The organism is Isoptericola variabilis 225, from assembly GCF_000215105.1.
Taxonomy (GTDB): Bacteria; Actinomycetota; Actinomycetes; order Actinomycetales; family Cellulomonadaceae; genus Isoptericola; species Isoptericola variabilis_A.
Genome location: NC_015588.1, coordinates 2033225 through 2050078, shown reverse-complemented (window position 1 = coordinate 2050078; position 16854 = coordinate 2033225). Strand labels below are relative to the sequence as shown.

General features: G+C 72.7%; 15 protein-coding genes. 6 read left to right on the top strand and 9 right to left on the bottom strand.

Going from position 1 to position 16854, the window contains the following annotated elements; translation table 11 throughout:
• Positions 1-81: 81 nt before the first annotated feature.
• Positions 82-1374 (bottom strand): Nramp family divalent metal transporter, encoded by a 1293-nt coding sequence (locus ISOVA_RS09585; RefSeq protein ID WP_013839036.1) that lies wholly within the window; start codon positions 1372-1374, stop codon positions 82-84.
• Positions 1375-1507: 133 nt separating this feature from the next.
• On the bottom strand, positions 1508-2443 hold the full coding sequence (locus ISOVA_RS09580) for a dihydrodipicolinate synthase family protein (protein ID WP_013839035.1): 936 nt from the start codon (positions 2441-2443) through the stop codon (positions 1508-1510).
• 161 nt (positions 2444-2604) lie between these two features.
• Here ISOVA_RS09580 and ISOVA_RS09575 point away from each other — a divergent pair, with 161 nt between their 5' ends.
• Positions 2605-3615, top strand: coding sequence for a LacI family DNA-binding transcriptional regulator (locus ISOVA_RS09575; protein ID WP_013839034.1), 1011 nt, complete (start codon positions 2605-2607; stop codon positions 3613-3615).
• Positions 3616-4102: 487 nt separating this feature from the next.
• On the opposite strand, the gene ISOVA_RS09570 is transcribed toward ISOVA_RS09575, so the two are convergent.
• Positions 4103-5653: an alkaline phosphatase D family protein gene (locus tag ISOVA_RS09570; RefSeq protein ID WP_013839033.1), complete on the bottom strand. Its 1551-nt coding sequence runs from the start codon at positions 5651-5653 to the stop codon at positions 4103-4105.
• Positions 5654-5918: 265 nt separating this feature from the next.
• Between ISOVA_RS09570 and ISOVA_RS15540 the strand changes: the two genes are divergently transcribed.
• The gene (locus tag ISOVA_RS15540; RefSeq protein ID WP_143762098.1) at positions 5919-6794 is read left to right on the top strand and encodes a hypothetical protein; all 876 of its coding nucleotides are present in this window, start codon (positions 5919-5921) and stop codon (positions 6792-6794) included.
• Between the two features lie 123 nt (positions 6795-6917).
• Here ISOVA_RS15540 and ISOVA_RS09560 read toward each other — a convergent pair whose 3' ends face one another.
• Complete coding sequence (locus ISOVA_RS09560) at positions 6918-7979, bottom strand: ThuA domain-containing protein (RefSeq protein WP_049788310.1); 1062 nt, start codon at positions 7977-7979, stop codon at positions 6918-6920.
• Between the two features lie 158 nt (positions 7980-8137).
• On the opposite strand from ISOVA_RS09560, the gene ISOVA_RS16755 reads away from it, so the two are divergent.
• From ISOVA_RS16755 to ISOVA_RS09540, 3 genes are all read left to right on the top strand, one after another.
• Entirely contained in the window at positions 8138-8878 is a 741-nt protein-coding gene (locus ISOVA_RS16755; protein ID WP_013839030.1) for a hypothetical protein, read from the top strand.
• Between the two features lie 546 nt (positions 8879-9424).
• A complete protein-coding gene (locus ISOVA_RS15535) occupies positions 9425-9844 on the top strand; it encodes a fumarylacetoacetate hydrolase family protein (RefSeq protein WP_081474841.1) in 420 nt (139 codons plus the stop codon).
• 172 nt (positions 9845-10016) lie between these two features.
• On the top strand, positions 10017-12002 hold the full coding sequence (locus tag ISOVA_RS09540) for a coiled-coil domain-containing protein (RefSeq protein WP_013839029.1): 1986 nt from the start codon (positions 10017-10019) through the stop codon (positions 12000-12002).
• A gap of 9 nt (positions 12003-12011) precedes the next feature.
• Here the strand turns inward: ISOVA_RS09540 and ISOVA_RS09535 are convergent, their stop codons facing one another.
• From ISOVA_RS09535 to pdxR, 4 genes are all read right to left on the bottom strand, one after another.
• A complete protein-coding gene (locus ISOVA_RS09535; protein ID WP_013839028.1) occupies positions 12012-12353 on the bottom strand; it encodes a hypothetical protein in 342 nt (113 codons plus the stop codon).
• Positions 12354-12475: 122 nt separating this feature from the next.
• Positions 12476-13069, bottom strand: a complete 594-nt coding sequence (locus tag ISOVA_RS09530; protein WP_013839027.1) for a dihydrofolate reductase family protein — start codon at positions 13067-13069, stop codon at positions 12476-12478.
• A gap of 27 nt (positions 13070-13096) precedes the next feature.
• Entirely contained in the window at positions 13097-13675 is a 579-nt protein-coding gene (locus ISOVA_RS09525) for a hypothetical protein (RefSeq protein ID WP_013839026.1), read from the bottom strand.
• Positions 13676-13804: 129 nt separating this feature from the next.
• Positions 13805-15205 carry a MocR-like pyridoxine biosynthesis transcription factor PdxR gene (pdxR, locus tag ISOVA_RS09520; protein ID WP_013839025.1) on the bottom strand — a complete coding sequence of 467 codons (1401 nt, stop codon included), beginning with the start codon at positions 15203-15205 and terminating at the stop codon, positions 13805-13807.
• Positions 15206-15342: 137 nt separating this feature from the next.
• Between pdxR and ISOVA_RS09515 the strand changes: the two genes are divergently transcribed.
• Complete coding sequence (locus ISOVA_RS09515) at positions 15343-15996, top strand: DedA family protein (RefSeq protein ID WP_013839024.1); 654 nt, start codon at positions 15343-15345, stop codon at positions 15994-15996.
• Between the two features lie 67 nt (positions 15997-16063).
• Here ISOVA_RS09515 and ISOVA_RS09510 read toward each other — a convergent pair whose 3' ends face one another.
• On the bottom strand, positions 16064-16597 hold the full coding sequence (locus ISOVA_RS09510; protein WP_013839023.1) for a hypothetical protein: 534 nt from the start codon (positions 16595-16597) through the stop codon (positions 16064-16066).
• Positions 16598-16854 lie beyond the last annotated feature (257 nt).

Sequence of the window (16854 nt, the reverse complement as noted above, 5' to 3'; positions counted from 1 at the left end):
GACCCCGCGGGACACACCAGAGCCTCCACTGAACCCGGGGCGAGACAGCTTTGGGGCCGGCCCCGCGTCGGCATTCTTAGCTCAGCCAGCGGTGAGGGTGATGACGAGGCGCACGCTGAGGGCCAGGACGGCGACGAGAGCGAGCGTGCCGAAGATGTTCTGCCACCACCGGTTGCGGAGGTTGCCCATGAGGTCGCGTCGGCTGCTCATGATGATGATGAGCAGTGCGAGCACGGGGGCGACGAGGACGGTGAGCGCCTGCGCGATGACGATGAGGCCCACGGGTGAGGCCTGGAAGATGAGCGCGATCGTCACGCCGAAGGCGAGGATGAAACCGCTGACGACCTTGGCCGTGGGTGACCCGGAGGACGGGCCGCGGCCGAGGGCGTCGGAGAGCATCGTGCCGCCGGCGGTGGCGTTGGCGATCATCGAGGAGAACGCCGCGCCGAAGAAACCGACGGCGAAGATGGTGGCTCCCACGGTTCCGGCAAGCGGCTCGAAGACCCCGGCGAGCGCGGGCAGGCTGTCAGCGGCCTGACCGGTGTGGCCGAGCACGCTGGCTGCGACCATGATGACGAGCGCGGTCATGATGCCGGGCGCGACGATTCCGGGGATGGTGTCCGCGAGCGTCGTGTCGCGGTACTCGTCGGCAGTGCGGTTGCGCGCCTTGGTGCCGTAGGCGGTGAAGAATGCCGCGTTGACGGAGAGGTTCGTCCCGACGAGGGCGACGACGAGCAGCTCCGCGTCGGCCGGGACCTCGGGGATCAGTCCCGCGGCGGCGGCGGACCAGTCGGGTGCGGCGATGAAGGCGCTCGCGACGAACGAGATCGACATGAGTGCGACCGTCACGACCAGGACCCGCTCGATCACCCTGTAGACGTTACGCAGCACGAGGATCGCGCCGACGGCGAGCGAGCAGATGACGGTCCACATCACCGGCGGGCCGCCGAGCATCATGGACAGGGCGAGACCCGAGCCGGTCGCGTTGCCGACGGAGAACATGAGCGTGATGAGGAAGACTCCGACGCCCGCGACCATGCCGGTGACGGGGCCGAGATGATCCTTTATCGAGCTGATGAGCGAGACCGGAGTGTTGATCCCCAAGCGCACGCTCATGTCGGTCAGGAAGATCATGAGGATCGTCGAGACGGCGATCACCCAGATGAGGGTGTACTGGTAGCCGCTGCCCGCCTGGACGGCGGTCGTGAGGTTGCCGGGGCCGAACTGCCACGCGCCCGCCACGAACGCAGGGCCCGCGAGCGCGAGACCCTGCCAGAGCGTGCGGCGGCGTCGGTGGCCTTCGATCATGGTCTCCGGTCCCGCGGTCGGGACGTGTACGTGCGTGCTGATGGTGGACATTCTGCGCTCGCTCACTGCGGGCCTCCTTCGTTGGAGCGCGCCAGGTGGTCGTCATCGACCAAGACTGCGTCGCGGTTCGTGGCAGTTGTTGGGCGGGGCAGGGCCGCGGGCGCAGCCCTGCCCCGGATGGCCGTTCAGTCGGGCGGGCTCACGCCGTGACGGTGACCCGACCGAGTCCGGCGGAGGCGAATGCGGCCGCGATCTCGGAGTCCGCGCCGTCGGGGAGCGGGAGCAGGGGCGTGCGCACGGTGGCGTGCTCGAGGATGCCGCGGTGCACAAGGCCCCACTTGAGCGCCACGGTGCCCTCCATGTGCGACCCGCGGTGGTAGACGTTCTTGGTCACCGGTAGGAGCCGCTCGTGGATGGCGTGGGCGCGCGCGTAGTCCTGGGCCTTGCCCGCCTGGATGAGCTCGACGAGGAGCTCAGGGGCGATGTTGCCGTAGCCCACGAGCAGTCCGTCAACGTCGAACATGGTCGGCAGCAGGTACTCGTCGTGGCACGACAGGATCTGCAGCTCTGGGTACGCGGCTCGCAGCGCCGGGATCTCGGTGTACCAGCGCCGCATGTTGCGCACGCCGTTCTTGGTGGCGAAGACGCCGTCCTGGCCGGCGATCTCCAGCTGGGTGTCGAGGTCGTAGGTCGCCTTGGTGTTGTCCGGGTACTGAAACAGGATGAGCGGAAGTCCGCTCTCGTCGTAGATGTCGCGGTAGCGGGTCTGGGGCGCGCCCTTTTGGTACCCGAACCGCAGCCAGCCGTGAGACGGGTAGACCAGGCCAGCCTCGGCTCCAGCCTCGACGGCACGCTTGGCCTCCAGGGCGGCGACCTTGTTCCCCTCGCCGGTGATGCCGGCCACGATCGGGATGCGGCCCTCGACCGAGTCCCGGAACGCGCGGATGACGTCGAGCTGCTCGTCGATCGTCAGGAACGTGCCCTCGCCGGCGTGGCCGAGGACGACGAGGCTCTTAACGCCGTCGATCGAACCGAGCCAGGAGCCGAGGCGTGCGATTGCGTCGAAGTCGATGTCGCCGTCGCGGGTGAACGGGGTGACGGGTGCCGGGCTGAGTCCGCGGAGGTCGAGCGTCATGGCCCTCTCTTCTCTCTTCGTCGAGTCGGAAGCCGGGAGTGCAATCGTTCCCGGGAACGATTGCAACCATGACAGGTACGCTGTGGACACGTCAAGGGGTCTGGCGAAAGATCGGCCGTGAGCAGGCGATCGGCGTACGGCGGTGAGACATCGGAGGACGGGTGGACAGCATCGAACGGCGGGTGGTGACGTTGCGCGACGTCGCGGAGAGGGCAGGGGTGAGCACATCGACGGTGAGCCGCGTGCTCGACGAGCGCGCCCCCCGGTCGCGGTCTGCCACGGCCGAGCGGGTCCGGCGCGTCGCCGACGAGCTCGGGTACCGCCGCAACGTCGTAGCCTCGAGCCTGCGTCGGGGCGGTACCGGGACGATTGGCGTGCTCGTCCCCCGACTCACGGACACCGTGATGGCGATGATGTACGAGGCTCTCGAGCGTCAGGCGAGGCGCCGTGGCTATTTCGCGGTCGTGGCGACCAGTGGGGACGATCCCGAGGACGAGCGTCGCTCGACGGAAACGCTCCTGGACCGCAATGTCGAGGGTGTCGTTCTCGCGACAGCGCGCCTCGACGATGCGCTACCCGCTTCTTTGCGGGAGCGAGGCGTCCCGCACGCTTTGGTGCTCCGAACGGATGGCGCGAGCCCGTCCGCACTGGGTGACGACGAAACCGGTGGCTACCTTGCCGTGCGGCACCTCCTCGATCTGGGGCACCGGGACATCGCCATCGTGACTGGTCCGAGCTTCACCTCCAGCGCGAACGACCGGGTCGTCGGCGCCCGCCGGGCATTGGCAGAGCGCGGGGTGTCGATCCCGGGCGACAGTGTGCGCTACGCCGGTTACGGCATCGACGATGGTCTCGCCGCCGGCGAGCAACTTTTCACTAGCGGTCGCCCGACTGCCGTCTTCGCCGCCAACGACAACCTGGCGATCGGGGTGATGCGAGCGGCACACACCGCCGGAAGGGTCGTCGGTCGTGACCTCGCGCTGGTTGGGTACAACGACATACCCCTGGCTGCTCGGCTGCCTGTGCCGCTCACGTCCGTGAGGGTGCCGTTCGAACAGATCGCCGCCGACGCGCTCGATCTCGTGCTTCGTCCCGAGGGCGGCCACCCGGTGCGACGCGCATTGCCCACACTCATCCCACGCGCGACCAGCATCTCGGTCGGCGGTAGCTGATCCGACCGGGATCGCGCCCTGCAGTGACGACGTCGTCGCCGGAACCGTGGGCGCCGCCTCGCACGGCATAAGCGTGACCGGCGACGGAGGCTCGAGCCAGTTGCCCGCGCGCAGCATGGCCGACGAAACCGGCTCATCGCAGTTGAGGGTGTAGCGCCTGTGGCCACGACCGATGGCGTGGAGCTCGCGACGAGCGGGTCGCTCGGCTTGCTGGTGGCGCCGGCGTCGGAGATGGCGACGACCTGGTAGGTCCACGTCTCGCCGCGGGGGTCGACGTGATGCACCAGGCGTGGGTAGACGGTCTTCGCCAGCAGGTTGTCAGGGCTCGGGGTGAACGGGACACCGTGACCCGGCACGGCGTGCACCCGGTAGTGGTCGATGAGCGGGTCGAAGCCGAGGGAGCGCCAGGAGAGCATGGTGCGTGCGATCTCCGACGCGTGTGCCAGCCCCGTGACCCGGTCGGGACGACGTGACATGCGTGCCTCCTTCAGGCCCGGTCGAGCCGGGGCTGGCGGGCGGGAGTGGTGAAGCGAGCGAGGACCTGCCTTGGCGCGGTGTCGTCCGCCTCGATCCAGGGCACGATGACGAACGTCGACGTCATCTGGTCCGGTGCGAGGCTGACGGTGAGGTAGCCGCGGCGGCCGTCGTAGAGCTTGACGTAGTCGTGCTGGAGCCAGTCGGGGGCGTAGCCGTGGGTCGGCGCGCCGTCGCCGTCGGACGCGACGGAGGTGCAGATCAGCTCCACGCCGACGTTCGCCGAGGTCGGGTCGTCGAAGTCGGCCCGGAGCTCGGCGGCGACCGCGTGGTGGATGTCGCCGGTCACCACGACGGTGTTGCGGCTGCGGGCCATGGCGTCGAGCAGCCGGCGTCGCGCGGCGGGATAGCCGTCCCACTGGTCGGTGCGGTTCTCGGTGATGGCCGTGAGGACCACGCCGCTGGCCAGCACGTTCCAGACCGCCGGGCTCCGGGTGAGCCGCTCGGTCACCCAGGCCTCCTGCTCGGCGCCGAGCATGGTCCGGTCCTCGGCGTGCTGGTCCTCGGGGCTCGTGGGGACCGGGTCGCGGTGCTGGCGGGTGTCGAGGAGGGTGAACCGGGCAAGGGCGCCGACGTCGAAGCCGGTGGTGATGTCCCCGGTCGGGCCATGGGGCAGCGCGTCCAGGTCCAGGGGGAGGTTCTCGTAGAACGCCCGGTAGGCGACCGCGACGCGGTGCTCGAACAGGTCGTCCTCGAGGCCGTACGCGGACGTGCCGGCGACGTAGTTGTTCTGCACCTCGTGGTCGTCCCAGATCACGACGGCGGGCACGCGCGCGTGCAGCGCCTGCAGGTGGGGGTCGCTCTTGAAGAGCGCGTAGCGCAGCCGGTACTGCTCGAGCGTCTGCACCTCGGCGGCGTGGGCGGCGGTCACCGAGGCGCCGTGGCGCCACAGGTTCGCCGACGTGATGCCGTACTCGTAGATGCAGTCGCCGGTGAAGACCATGAGGTCGAGCTCGGGGTCGGCGGCCAGGTGCTTGTAGGCGGTGAAGTGGCCGTGGTACCAGGCCTGGCAGGACACCACGCCGAACGTGAACCGCTCGGCGAGGGCCCCGGGCCCGGGCAGGGTGCGGAAGCGACCGACCGGGCTGTACCGCTCACCCGACCGGAACCGGTAGTAGTACTCGGTGCCCGGGCTCAGCCCGGTGACCTTCGGGTGCACCGCGTGCGCGAGGTCCGGCTGGGCCAACGCGTGGCCCTTGCGGACCACGTCGACGAACGCCGCGTCGGTGGCGACCTCCCAGTGCACCGAGTACGCGTGCAGAGGCATGCCGCCGTGGCCGTCCTCGGCGAGCGGCTCGGGCGCGAGCCGGGTCCACAGCACCGCGGAGTCCGGGCCGGGTGCGCCGCTCGCCACCCCCAGACCGAAGAGGCCTTCGGCTGAGCTCGGTGCCGACCGTGCGATCGCCGTCTCGGGTGCGCTGATCCCCAGCGCCAACGTGGCGGCGCCGACACCGCCCAGCTGCAGCAGGTGACGGCGGCTGATCGTCTGAGATGGCACGGACATGGAGCTCCTCGGTGCTCGCGGCAGAGGCGTCGGCACGGGCCGACGCCGAAAGGGGTGCGAGCATGCGCGGAGGAGGACCGTCCGGCTCGCTTGCTCGAGACAACCAGGCCCGCTCAAACTCGGGACGGACCGCAGGTGAACCGCCACTGAAGACAACGTGGCCACGCGAGGGACCCTGGCCACCGCCACCGTCTCCAGCGCTGTCGTCGACGTCGACCGGGGAATCGGCGTGACGCCCGGGCGCGGCCGCGGCATGGTGGCGGGCATGGACGATCACGGTCACCACCGGTCGCCGAGCGACGTGCGGCCCGCCTACCTCGCCGACGCACGCCGGTTCGCGGAGCGCCGGCGTCCGGTGGACCTGCGCCGGCAGTGCCACGCCGACGCGACGGTGCGGCCGAGCCCGCTCGACCAGCGCACGGCGGTCGCCTACGACGCCGTCGCGCTGGACGCGGCGACCGGGTACGAGGCGGTGCTCCTGTCGCCGGTGACGCCGCTCGGCACCTGCTCGGTGGTGAGCCCCACGTCGCAGGACCGTGCCGTGTCCACGACGCGTGGCACCGAGGTGGTGTCGGACCCGACGAACGTGCTCGCGATCGAGGCGGCGAGCCGGCTCGCGGCGGACCCGGACGCGCGCGTGCGGCTGACCACGGTGCACCAGACGCTGCGTCCCGGCCAGGTCGGTCTGCCCGCCGGGTTCTCGACGCACTTCCGGCTCTTCTGCCTCGCCGACGCGGGCCGCCGGGAGCCCGACGACGGCTTCGAGGTGCGGGCGGTCGTCGAGCAGGTCGCCGCGCCCCTGCGTGTCGTGCGCGCTGCGGCCGATCGGTTCGGGCTGCTCCCCGGTGCGCCGTCGGCCACCGTGCTCGCCGACGACGACGGCCGCCCGGCGCTCGGTGACCGTGTCGCGGCGCGCCTGGCCGAGACCGGTCTGCCGGTGACGCGTGAGCCGCTGTCCTCGCCCTACTACTCGGGGCTGCGCGTCACGCTCACCGTGCCCGACCCGTCGGGCGAGCCGCTGCAGCTCGCGGACGTCTGCGCGCACGACTGGGTCGCCCAGATCGCCGGCGACCGTCGGCAGCGGTTCGTCGCGAGCGCCCTGGGCCTGCAGCTGCTCGCCCTGCGCTACGGCCCGGGCTGACGACGTCGGTACCCCGGAACCCGTGCGAGACGACCCGCGCGGCGGCCGGAGACGTGCTCCGACCGCCGCGCCGCGTCATGGCGTCGAGGCGTCGACGCCTGCTCGTCCCGGTCCAGACGACCGTCAGCCGATCGCCTGCTGCCAGGTCTGCAGGTCCGCCACCTTGCCGGCGAGGGTCTCCCGCGCGGCCGCGTCGTCGCGGACGTGCGCGATCACCTGGGCGGCGACGGCGTTGAGCTTCTCGGCCGCCTCGGCCGAGTCGCCGGCGTCGGCCAGCGCCTCGGCCTCCGCCAGAAGCTTGGTGATCTGGGTGGCCGCCTTCTGCGAGATCGCACCCTCGTCCAGCAGGTCGCTGACCAGGGTCTCGACCTCGTACCAGGTGACGCAGTCGCCGCCGCCGCTGACGACGCCCGCCGACCATGCGATGCCGCCGAGCAGGTGAGCCAGGAAGGCCGGGTCGGTGAACGACGCCTCGGTGTGGCCGCCCGCGGTGTACCAGGAGCGGGCACCCTCGAAGTTGTGGCACCACGCCAGCGGGTGGTCCGCACCCATCGCGTTACGGCCGGGGTTGTAGCTGCTCTCCTCGAGGTTCGTGAGGACGCGCACGACCGGCCGCGGGCTCTGGGTGAAGTTGTACCACTCGTCGAAGCGGGTCCACGTCTCGCCGAGGTGCGCGGTGGACGGGTGCGTGCCGTCCTCGACCGTCTGCACCGCCGTCTGCTGCGGCGGGTGGCTGATGAACCGGGCGCCTCCGCCCGTGAGCTGGGAGTACCACGGGATGGTGTGCATGGAGTCGGTGGCCGCGTGGACGCCGGCGTAGCCGCCGCCCGCCCGGATGTACCCCTGGAACGCCTCGAGCTCGGAGGCGTTGAGCAGGGTGGGGGTGGCCGGGTTGAGGTTGTTCGTCCCGTCGACGGTCGAGACGAAGACGATCGTCTCGTACTTCGCGAGGTCGTCGGCGGTGGTGAACGGGGTGGTGGCGAGCGTCCGCGCGGGCTGACCAGGGCTCACGACGCGGTCGCCGTTCATGACGACCGGGTCCCAGACGTCGACGGTGAACCCGTTCGACTCGCCGAGGGCCATGATCGCGGTCGTCGCCTCGTCGATGCTGCTGTGCCGGAAGCCCGTGGTCTTCCCGACCACCAGGACGTCGTAGTCCTCGGCAGCGGCCTGAGCCGGTGCCATGGTGACCAGGGAGACTGCGACGCAGGCGCCGAGGGCACCTGCAAGTGCGGGGCTGGTGTGTCGCTTCATTGCGCTCCTTCGGGTGGGGGCCGTATTGGTTACGGCGCTTGAACAAAGTAGGGTGCCCGTGACATCGCCGTCAACGACGAGGAAGCACCGTGAGCTCATCCGCACCCACGGCCCGGCAACCGGGCGTCGTCCGCACCGTGGCCGTCGTCGCCACTCTCGCCGTGCTGGTGGCCGGGGGCGCCGGCTACGCCGTCGGCCGCACCACGGCCGCGCCGCCCGCGGACACGACCGCCTCGACGACGGGCGACGCAGGCGCCGCCGAGACGCCGGAGCCGGGCTCCGTCGAGGCGATCGCCGCGCAGCTCGCCGAGCAGCAGGCCGCGGAGCGCGCCGATCTCGCGGCCGATCTGTCCGCAGCCGGCCAGGAGGCGTACGACCGGCTCATGCCTGTGCTCGCGGAGGTCTCCACGGTGCTGCCCGTCGGTGGTGGGGCCGGCGCGGCAGCCGAGGAGGCGGACGTCGACCGATGGCTCGAGGAGGTCGCGGCGGCGCGGGCGGCCCTGGAGGCCGTCCCCGACGGGACGAGCGAGCACACCGTCACCCGGGCCGCGTTCCTGGGGGCCGTGGATCTCCTCGACGCCACGCTGCGCGAGCTCCGGTCAGGGGACGCCGGGACGGCCGGGAGCCGCCGCGACGCGGCGGTCGAGCTGTGGCTCGCCGGCGCCGCGCAGCTCGACACGCTCATGATCGGCAGCAGCGGCCGCCACGTCCACCTGTTCCTCACCCCCGACGGGGACCCCGACTCGATCCCGAGCGAGTTCGCCCCGCTCGATCACGGGTCCGAGGAACAGGAGGGCGACGGGCACGACGACCACGGCGACCACGACTGACGCCTGTACCGCGCCGAGCGCCGTGGATCGTGGCGGCGGCGCGTCGGATGTCCGAGGCCTGCGAGCGGTACGGGGTGCCCCATCGCGCGGCAGCGCTGCAGTTCCCGGCGCGGCATCCGGCCGTCCGCTCCGTCGTCGTCGGCCCGGGTAGGCCGGCGTCGGTGCACGACACCTTCGTCGAGCTGTCCGTACCCGTCCCGCACGAGCTCTGGGACGAGCTGGACGCGCTGATGCCGGACCAGGACCGGCTGCCCTGACCCGGGCGGCGACGACGACATGATGGCGCAACGCGACCACGACACCGACGACGAGAGAAGAGGAGAACGATGAGGTTCTTGCGCTACGGTCCGGCGGGCGCCGAGGTGCCCGGCGTGGAGCACGACGGGCCCTTTCCGACGGGTCGCTCGAGCCGGTCGACCTGCACGGGGTCCGGGTGGGTGCGCCTGTCGCTCGCCCCTCGGCCGTCGTCTGCGTGGGGCAGAACTACGCCGCGCACGCCGCAGAGTCGGGCGCCGCGCGTGGCGCCTGCCCTCGCCCGAGGAGGCGATGCGCCACGTCGCCGGGTACACGATCTCGAACGACGTCTCGGAGCGTGGCAGCTCGACCTCTCGGGCGGGCAGTGGCCGAAGGGCAAGTGCGCGCCCACGTTCAACCTGGTGGGCCCGCTACCTGGTGCCGGTTGATCGGGTGGACCCCCGGGGCCTCCGCATCCGCTCCGCCGTCAACGGCGAGGCCCGGCAGGACTCGTCGACCGCGGACATGATCTTCGACGTCCCGTTCCTCGTCTGGCACATCAGCCAGTTCATGGCCCTCGAGCCCGGCGACGTGATCAACACGGGTACGCCGGAGGGCGTGGCACTGTCCGGGCGCTTCCCGTACCTTCGCGACGGCGACGAGATGTCGCTGTCGATCGACGGGCTCGGCGAGCAGCGGCAGGCGGTGCGTGGCGCCGCGACCGCGGCGTGACCGACGCCGGACTCGTTCCGACTGCTTCGTCCGGGCGCATTTTTCATCCCCTCAGGTGGTGGCCTTCCCGGGTCGGCCGTTCATACCGTGGGGCCCAGCAGCGGGGCGTCCACCCCGTTGAAGGAGCGGCCTTCCCCCGGAGGTCGCGCGCCCTTTCCGAGGAGACGCCCCCATGCCCCTGCCCACGCAGAAGACCGCTCGCCGTGTCGGTTCCGCCCTCGTCCTCCCGGGGATGTTCGCCGGGATGCTCGTCCTCGCCGGTCCCGCCACCGCGGCGCCCGGCCCGGCCCACGGAGTCTGCAACGGCGTGACGCACCAGCTCTCGCACCGGGGCACCGTGCAGCCGAACCTGCTCAAGGCCGCGGCCCGCAAGAACGCCGAGCGGATCGCGACGCTGGAGGCCGAGCGGGCCGCGCTGGTCGCCACGCAGGAGAGCCTGGCGGCGCAGGTCACGGCCGCCCGCGAGGAGATCGCCGCCCTGGACGCGCAGTACGTCGAGCTGCTCGGGCAGATCGACGCGGTGACGATGTCGCTGCTCGCGCGCGAGAAGGACCGGGCGGCGCTGGACGCCGCGATCGCCGCGGCGGAGCGCGAGCTCGCGTCCTTGGAGTCGCGGCGTGCCGCGCTCGTCGAGGAGATCACCCCGCTGCAGGAGCAGCGCGCCGCCGCCGAGGCCCAGCTCGCGGACCTGACCGCCGAGCGGGGCGACGTGCTCGACGCCCTGGCCACCAAGCAGGCCGAGCTCGCGGCCGCGAAGGACCTCCTGGAGGGCCTGACGACCGAGGCGGCGGCGGCGCAGGACGCCGTCGACGCGCACCTCGCCGCGATCGACACGGCGACGCAGGAGCTGGCCGGGCTGCTCGCCGACGGTGACGCGGCGCGGGCTGCGGTCGAGGCGGCCGAGACGCGGCTCGCCGACGCTCGCGCGGCGCTGCCGGCGCTGGAGGACGCGGCGCGTGCCGCCGCCGACGACGTCGCCGACGCCACCGCCGCCGTCCTCGAGGCCGAGGAGGACGTGCGGCTGGCCCAGGAGAGCGTGCAGAGCCTCACCGATCAGATCACCCAGACAAAGGCCGCGCTGCAGACGCTCCAGGTGCAGATCGTCGGCCTCGAGGGCGACATCTCCGTGACGGAGGCGGAGATCGTCGCGAAGCAGCAGGAGATCGACGCGGCGAGCGCGATCCCCACCGACGACCCGGCCGCGCTCCAGGCCCAGCTCGCGGGGCTCGAGGCCCAGCTCGCGGCACTTCCCGGCACCGCGCACGGACGGCGCGCCCAGCTGCGGGCCAGCATCGAGACGCTGAACGTCCAGATCGCCGACGCCGAGCAGGCGATCGAGGACAAGACCGCGCTGATCGCGGCCCTCAACGGCGACCTGAGCGCGCTGCAGGCCGAGCTCGCGAGCCTGACCGCGCAGCTGTCGGACAAGCAGCAGGAGAGCAGCGACCTCGAGCTGCAGCTCCCGGCGCTGCAGACCAGCCTCGTCGCCGCCGACCAGCAGCTCGCCGCCGCGACCGAGGCGCTCGACGCGGCCGAGGCGGACCGCACCGCAGCGGCCGCCGCCCTGGCCGACGCCGAGGCCGCGGTGGCTGCGAAGGAGGCGGAGGTGGCCGCGCTCGAGGCGTCCCTGCCGGGGCTGGACGACGACCTGGCGGCCGCGGAGGCCCGGATCGCCGAGAAGCACGGCGAGCTCGACGTCCTCGAGGAGGCGCTCCCGGGTCTGCAGGACGCCCTCGACGCGGCGACCGCCGCGGTCACCGCACAGGCCGCCGAGGTGACGGCGCTCGACGACGAGGTGGCCGAGCTGATCGAGGACCTGGACCGCGTCAACGACGCGATCACCGCGGCGGAGACGGCGATCCTGTCCCTGCAGGACCGCCTGACCCCGCTGCAGGAGGCGCTGAACGCCCTCACCGAGGAGGCCGACGCGAAGGCGGCCGCGCTGTCGACCGCCAAGGCCGACCTGTCGGAGCTCGACGCGCGCATCGTCGCGGAGTCCGCGACCCTGCGCGCTCTCGAGAGCGCCAAGAAGCCCAACCGTGACGCCGTCGCCGCCCAGAAGTCCGTCGTCGCCGGTCTGGAGGCCGAGTACGCCGCCGTCCTGGAGCGCATCGCCGGGATCGACGGTGCGATCGCGCTGGGCGGCTGCCCCGCCTGATGACGCCGGTCAGGTCCTGACGAGGCCGACGTCGACGTCCGCGGCCGTCGCCGCGGGCGTCGGCGTCGGCGCGTCGGCGCCGCGCGGGCGTCGTGCGTAGCGGCGGTGCCAGACGAGCATCGCCGCGGTGGCCGCCAGGTAGAACGTGTGCAGGAACCAGATGGGCCCGACCGGCAGCGAGTAGACGTAGACGGAGTGGACCGCGTTGCCGAGGTTCGCGATGACGAGGTTGCCGAGGCTGTACGACGTGAGGTCCTTCGTGCGCACCGCCTTGACGAGCATCGGCAGGTAGCTCACGACGAACAGGGTCGGCGAGATCGTGCCGGCCAGCACCGGAACCGACATCGTCATCAGGGATCACCGCCTTCGGGACTGCACGAGGTGGGAGGTGATCTGCGGACGTCTGATACGCCCGGTGCTCCGGGCAGCGCCGCGCCGCCCGGCCGGTGTCGGTCGGTGTGCCTGCGGCGAGCTCAGCCGGGCTGCCGCGCCCCAGGCGGACCGTCGATCACCGTGGGGACGTACTCGAGCATGACGATGCGCCCGTCGAACGTGCGGTTGCTCACCAGCTCGAGCGCGACGTCGGGGTAGCCGTCGTAGATGCGGTCCTGGCCCGTGGCGCCGGTGATCACCGGGAACACCCCGACCCGGAAGCGGTCGACGAGCCCGGCGGCCAGGAGCGAGCGGCAGAGGCTCACGCTGCCCAGCGTGCGCATCCGCACGCCCGCCTGCTTCATCGCGCGGACCTCCGCGACGGCGTCGGTCGCCACGAGCCGGGTGTTCGCCCACTCCGGCGGATCCTCCAGCGTCGAGGAGAACACCACCTTCGGGGCGGCGGTGAGCTCGGCCATCGCGTCGGCCTCCGTGCCCTCGGCCGCCGCGCCGGCCGCGAAGCCGTGCATCAGCCGGTAGGTCGTCGCGCCCATGAGCACGGTGTCCTGGTTGGCGGAGTCCTCGCCGAGCCAGGCGAGGTACTCCGGTCCTTCCAGGCCCCACCATCCGGGCCAGCCCTCGGCGGCACCGTAGCCGTCGAGGGAGGTGATGAAGTCGACCAGCAGCTCGGACATGTCGTCCTTCCTCTCATGAGTCGGTGCTCATCTCAGCGCGAGCACGACGGCGCCGGCCGCGAGCAGCGCGTCCAGCACCGCGCAGAACTCGGCCATCGACCGCGGGACGACCCGGTCGGCGCGGTGGTGCGCCACGTCCCAGGCGGTGTGCGTGAGCAGGCCCGCGGCCAGGACCACGCCGCCCCAGGGTGCGGGCAGCCCGGCGGCGAGGAAGGCGACCACGAGGGTGACCGCCGTGGCCGCGAGCTGGGTCAGCAGGGCGGCGCGACCGATCCGGGCGCGCCGCGCCGCGCCGACGACGCCGAGCACCACCCCGAGCACCAGCAGCACCGCGAGCGGGTCGACGACGTCCCACCGGCCCAGGCCGATGACGACGACCGAGACGGCGAAGGTCCACCACGCCACGGGACGGGACCCGAGCGCCGCGGAGCCGAGGTAGACGAGGCCGGCCGCCGCCAGGACGGCCGCGAGCTGCCGCCACGTCAGCGCCTCGAGCCACCCGGCGCCGACCAGGGCGACCGCGGCGACGGCGCCCAGGACGGCCGGCCAGACGTCGGGCCGGGCACTGCGGCGGGCGGCGGTCACCGGTGCGTCGAGCTGCGCCATCGTCGGCCTCTCGTCGAGACGTCGCGCCACCGGGTGGTGCGCGTAGGTCCACCGTAGGTGCGGCTTGGTCGGGAGCCCAGGGCCAAGTCGGCCGGAAGCGGCCAGGCCAAGTCGTGCCCAGGGCAGTGTTCAGGCGAGCGCCGCCGTCAGGGCACCGACCGCCGTCGGGACCGCCGCCGTCGGGACGCCGCCGAAGCCCACGAGCAGCCCCGGCACGGGGTCGGAGAACAGGTACGTGCGCGCCAGCGACCCGGCGCGCAGCGAGGGTGACGACGACCGCAGCCGCTGCACGGCGTCGTGGTGCGGCGTCGTGACCGCCAGGTGCAGGCCCGCGTGCGCCGGCAGCACCGCGCACCCCGGCGGCAGCAGTCTCTCGAGCTGCGTGCGCACGAGGTGCTGGCGCTCGCGGTACACGGTGCGACAGCGCCGCAGGTGCCGGTCCAGGTGACCCTCGGTGACGAACGCGGTGAGCGCGGCCTGCGACGCCAGGGGCGGCGACCAGTCGACCGTCTGCCGCACCGAGGCCACCGCGGACGCCAGACCGCGCGGGACCACCGCGAACCCGAGCCGCAGCCCGGGGGAGAGGGACTTGCTGAACGTGCCGACGTAGATCACGCGGCCGTCGCGGTCGAGACGCTGCAGCGGCTCGAGCGGGCGCGCGGTGTGCCGGAACTCGCTGTCGTAGTCGTCCTCGACGATCGCCGCCCGGGCGCGCGATGCCCACGCGAGGAGCTCCGCGCGGCGGGGCCGCGACATGACCATGCCCAACGGGTACTGGTGCGACGGCGTGACGTACACGAGCCGGACGTCGCGGGGGATGGCGTCGACGACGATGCCCTGGTCGTCGACCGGCACCCCGACGACGTGATGCCCGTGGTGCCGCAGCAGCTCGACCACGGGCGGGTAGCCGGGCTCCTCGACCGCCACGACGGCGGGCGGGTCGAGCAGCGTCCGGGCCACGAGGTCGGTCGCGTGGCCCGCACCGGCGGTCACGACGACCTGGTCCGGCACGGCGACGACGCCGCGCGAGCGCGTCACCCAGTGCGCGAGCGCGGCGCGGAGCTCGGGCGTGCCCGCCGGGTCCGTGTAGTGGCCCGTGGTCTCGGCCGCGGCCCGGGCCAGGCACCGCCGCCACGCGGACGCGCGGAACAGGTCGTCGTCGACGACGCCGGGTCGCAGGTCCCAGGCGACGCCCGGAGCGGGCTCGGGCTCGTAAGGCCGCAGCCCGCGCGTGCGGGCCGCGGGCACGAGCGCCGTCGCGTCGCGCGCGGTCTGCGGCGGCGTCGTGGCGACCGCGGCGACGACGCTGCCCCCGCCGCGCCGGCCCTCGACGTACCCCTCGGCGACGAGGCGTGCGTAGGCCTCGGCGACCGTGGACCGCGACACGCCGAGCTCGGCGGCGGCCCGCCGCGTGGGCGTGAGCCGGGCGCCGGGGGCGAGCCGCCCTTCCACGACGGCGGAGCGGAGCTGCTCGTAGAGCTGCTGCGTCAGCGGGCGCGGGTCGGCCGGGTCGACGAAGAGCTCCGTCACGGTCGGACCGTTCGTGGGGCCATGGCGTCGATCGTGGCATTGGCCGGTGCGGCCGCGCCTCCCGTAGGCTTGCGTGGGCCCCCGGACCGCGGCGCCGGGGTTCTCCTCAACCCGCGATCCCTGGAGCACCTGCGACCATGCTCGACGCCTTCTTCTCCGGTGTGGCCGACTGGGCCGTCCGCCTCATGGAGACGCTCGGAGCACCCGGCGCAGGGCTGGCCGTGGCGCTCGAGAACCTCTTCCCGCCGCTGCCGAGCGAGGCCATCCTGCCGCTCGCAGGGTTCACGGCCTCGCAGGGCACCCTCGTGCTGTGGCACCTCGTCGTCTGGACGACCGTCGGCTCGGTCGTGGGCGCGCTCGCGCTCTACGGCCTGGGCGCCTGGCTCGGGTCGGCCCGCCTGCGCCGGCTGGCGGACCGCATGCCCCTGCTCTCGGCGGACGAGGTGGCCGCCGCCGAGGCCTGGTTCCAGCGTCACGGCGAGAAGTCGGTGCTGTTCGGCCGGCTCGTACCCCTGGTGCGCTCGTTCGTGTCGATCCCGGCGGGCGTCGAGCGCATGCACCTCGGACGGTTCCTGATGCTGACGACCCTCGGCAGCGGGTGCTGGAACACGGTGCTCCTGACGGCCGGGTACCTGCTCGGCGAGCAGTGGCACCGTGTCGAGGCGGGCGTCGGCTACCTCCACACCGCGGTGGTGATCGGCCTCGTGGTCCTGGTGGTCGTCTGGATCGCGCGCAAGCTTCGCCGCGCGGCGGCCGGCCGCCGGGAGGGCACGTCCACCGACGCGCGCTGACGCCGGCGCGCACGACGGGAGCCCGGCCGGCCGCCAGCGGCCGGGCTCCCGCGGTGCGGGCCCTGGGTCAGCCCGTGATGAGGATGTACGGGGCGGTGAAGCCCGCGAAGGTCACCGAGTAGGTGAAGCCGGCGAGCATGACGCTCCCGGGCTGCACGTTCGGCGTCCAGTTCGGGTTCGGGCAGTCGGCCTGGGCCAGGATCTGGCTCTCGGACGGCGCGGTCGACATCTGCGCCGGGATCGCGAGCCGCCCGTTCTTGGCCGACGTGACCGTCACCTCGGTGCGGTCGACCGCGGTGTGCGTGTGCGACTCGACGAGCTTGCCGCCCTTGTTGGTGCACTGGATGTTCGCCGTGTACCGCGCCTCGAGCACCACGGTGGCGTCGGTGTTGCCGACGCCCGCGAGCTCGAACCCGGTGCACGAGACGCTGTTGCCGCCGGTGCTGCAGCCGATGCTGCCGGTCTGCAGGTGCGTGCCGGACGGCGCGTTCTGGGGCGAGATGTGGTTCGACGCCGAGGCCTGGCCCGCGAGGAAGAGCAGGGCGAGGACGGCCGTCACGGCGGCGAGAACGGTGCGCACGGTGCGCCTCGAGACGTTCATGGGAGCACTCCTGGTGGTCCGTGGGGATGCGTGCGAGCACGCGCGGAGGAGTGGTCTGCGGGGGCGGTGGGGGCCGGAGCCACTCGCAGACGGACTGGTCGGCATCTGCCCGGTCGACGCTGCACGCCCGCTCCTCGACGAGCGGGGCGGGTCGCATCGCCCAGCCCCCGGAGGTTCTGCACAACCCGGCTTCACCCCATTCTCGGCGCGTGGGCCGCGCTCGGGCAGGTGAAAAACGGGTGATCAGACGTGCCCCA

Excerpts from the sequence above, each read along its gene's own strand:
- ISOVA_RS09560 (WP_049788310.1), bottom strand. The coding sequence starts at position 7,979 with ATGGCACCGGCTCAGGCCGCTGCCGAGGACTACGACGTCCTGGTGGTC.
- ISOVA_RS15540 (WP_143762098.1), top strand. The coding sequence starts at position 5,919 with ATGGACGATCACGGTCACCACCGGTCGCCGAGCGACGTGCGGCCCGCC.
- ISOVA_RS09525 (WP_013839026.1), bottom strand. The coding sequence starts at position 13,675 with ATGGCGCAGCTCGACGCACCGGTGACCGCCGCCCGCCGCAGTGCCCGG.
- ISOVA_RS09535 (WP_013839028.1), bottom strand. The coding sequence starts at position 12,353 with ATGACGATGTCGGTTCCGGTGCTGGCCGGCACGATCTCGCCGACCCTG.
- ISOVA_RS09515 (WP_013839024.1), top strand. The coding sequence starts at position 15,343 with ATGCTCGACGCCTTCTTCTCCGGTGTGGCCGACTGGGCCGTCCGCCTC.
- ISOVA_RS09580 (WP_013839035.1), bottom strand. The coding sequence starts at position 2,443 with ATGACGCTCGACCTCCGCGGACTCAGCCCGGCACCCGTCACCCCGTTC.
- ISOVA_RS09510 (WP_013839023.1), bottom strand. The coding sequence starts at position 16,597 with ATGAACGTCTCGAGGCGCACCGTGCGCACCGTTCTCGCCGCCGTGACG.
- ISOVA_RS09570 (WP_013839033.1), bottom strand. The coding sequence starts at position 5,653 with ATGTCCGTGCCATCTCAGACGATCAGCCGCCGTCACCTGCTGCAGCTG.
- ISOVA_RS09540 (WP_013839029.1), top strand. The coding sequence starts at position 10,017 with ATGCCCCTGCCCACGCAGAAGACCGCTCGCCGTGTCGGTTCCGCCCTC.
- ISOVA_RS09530 (WP_013839027.1), bottom strand. The coding sequence starts at position 13,069 with ATGTCCGAGCTGCTGGTCGACTTCATCACCTCCCTCGACGGCTACGGT.
- ISOVA_RS15535 (WP_081474841.1), top strand. The coding sequence starts at position 9,425 with ATGCGCCACGTCGCCGGGTACACGATCTCGAACGACGTCTCGGAGCGT.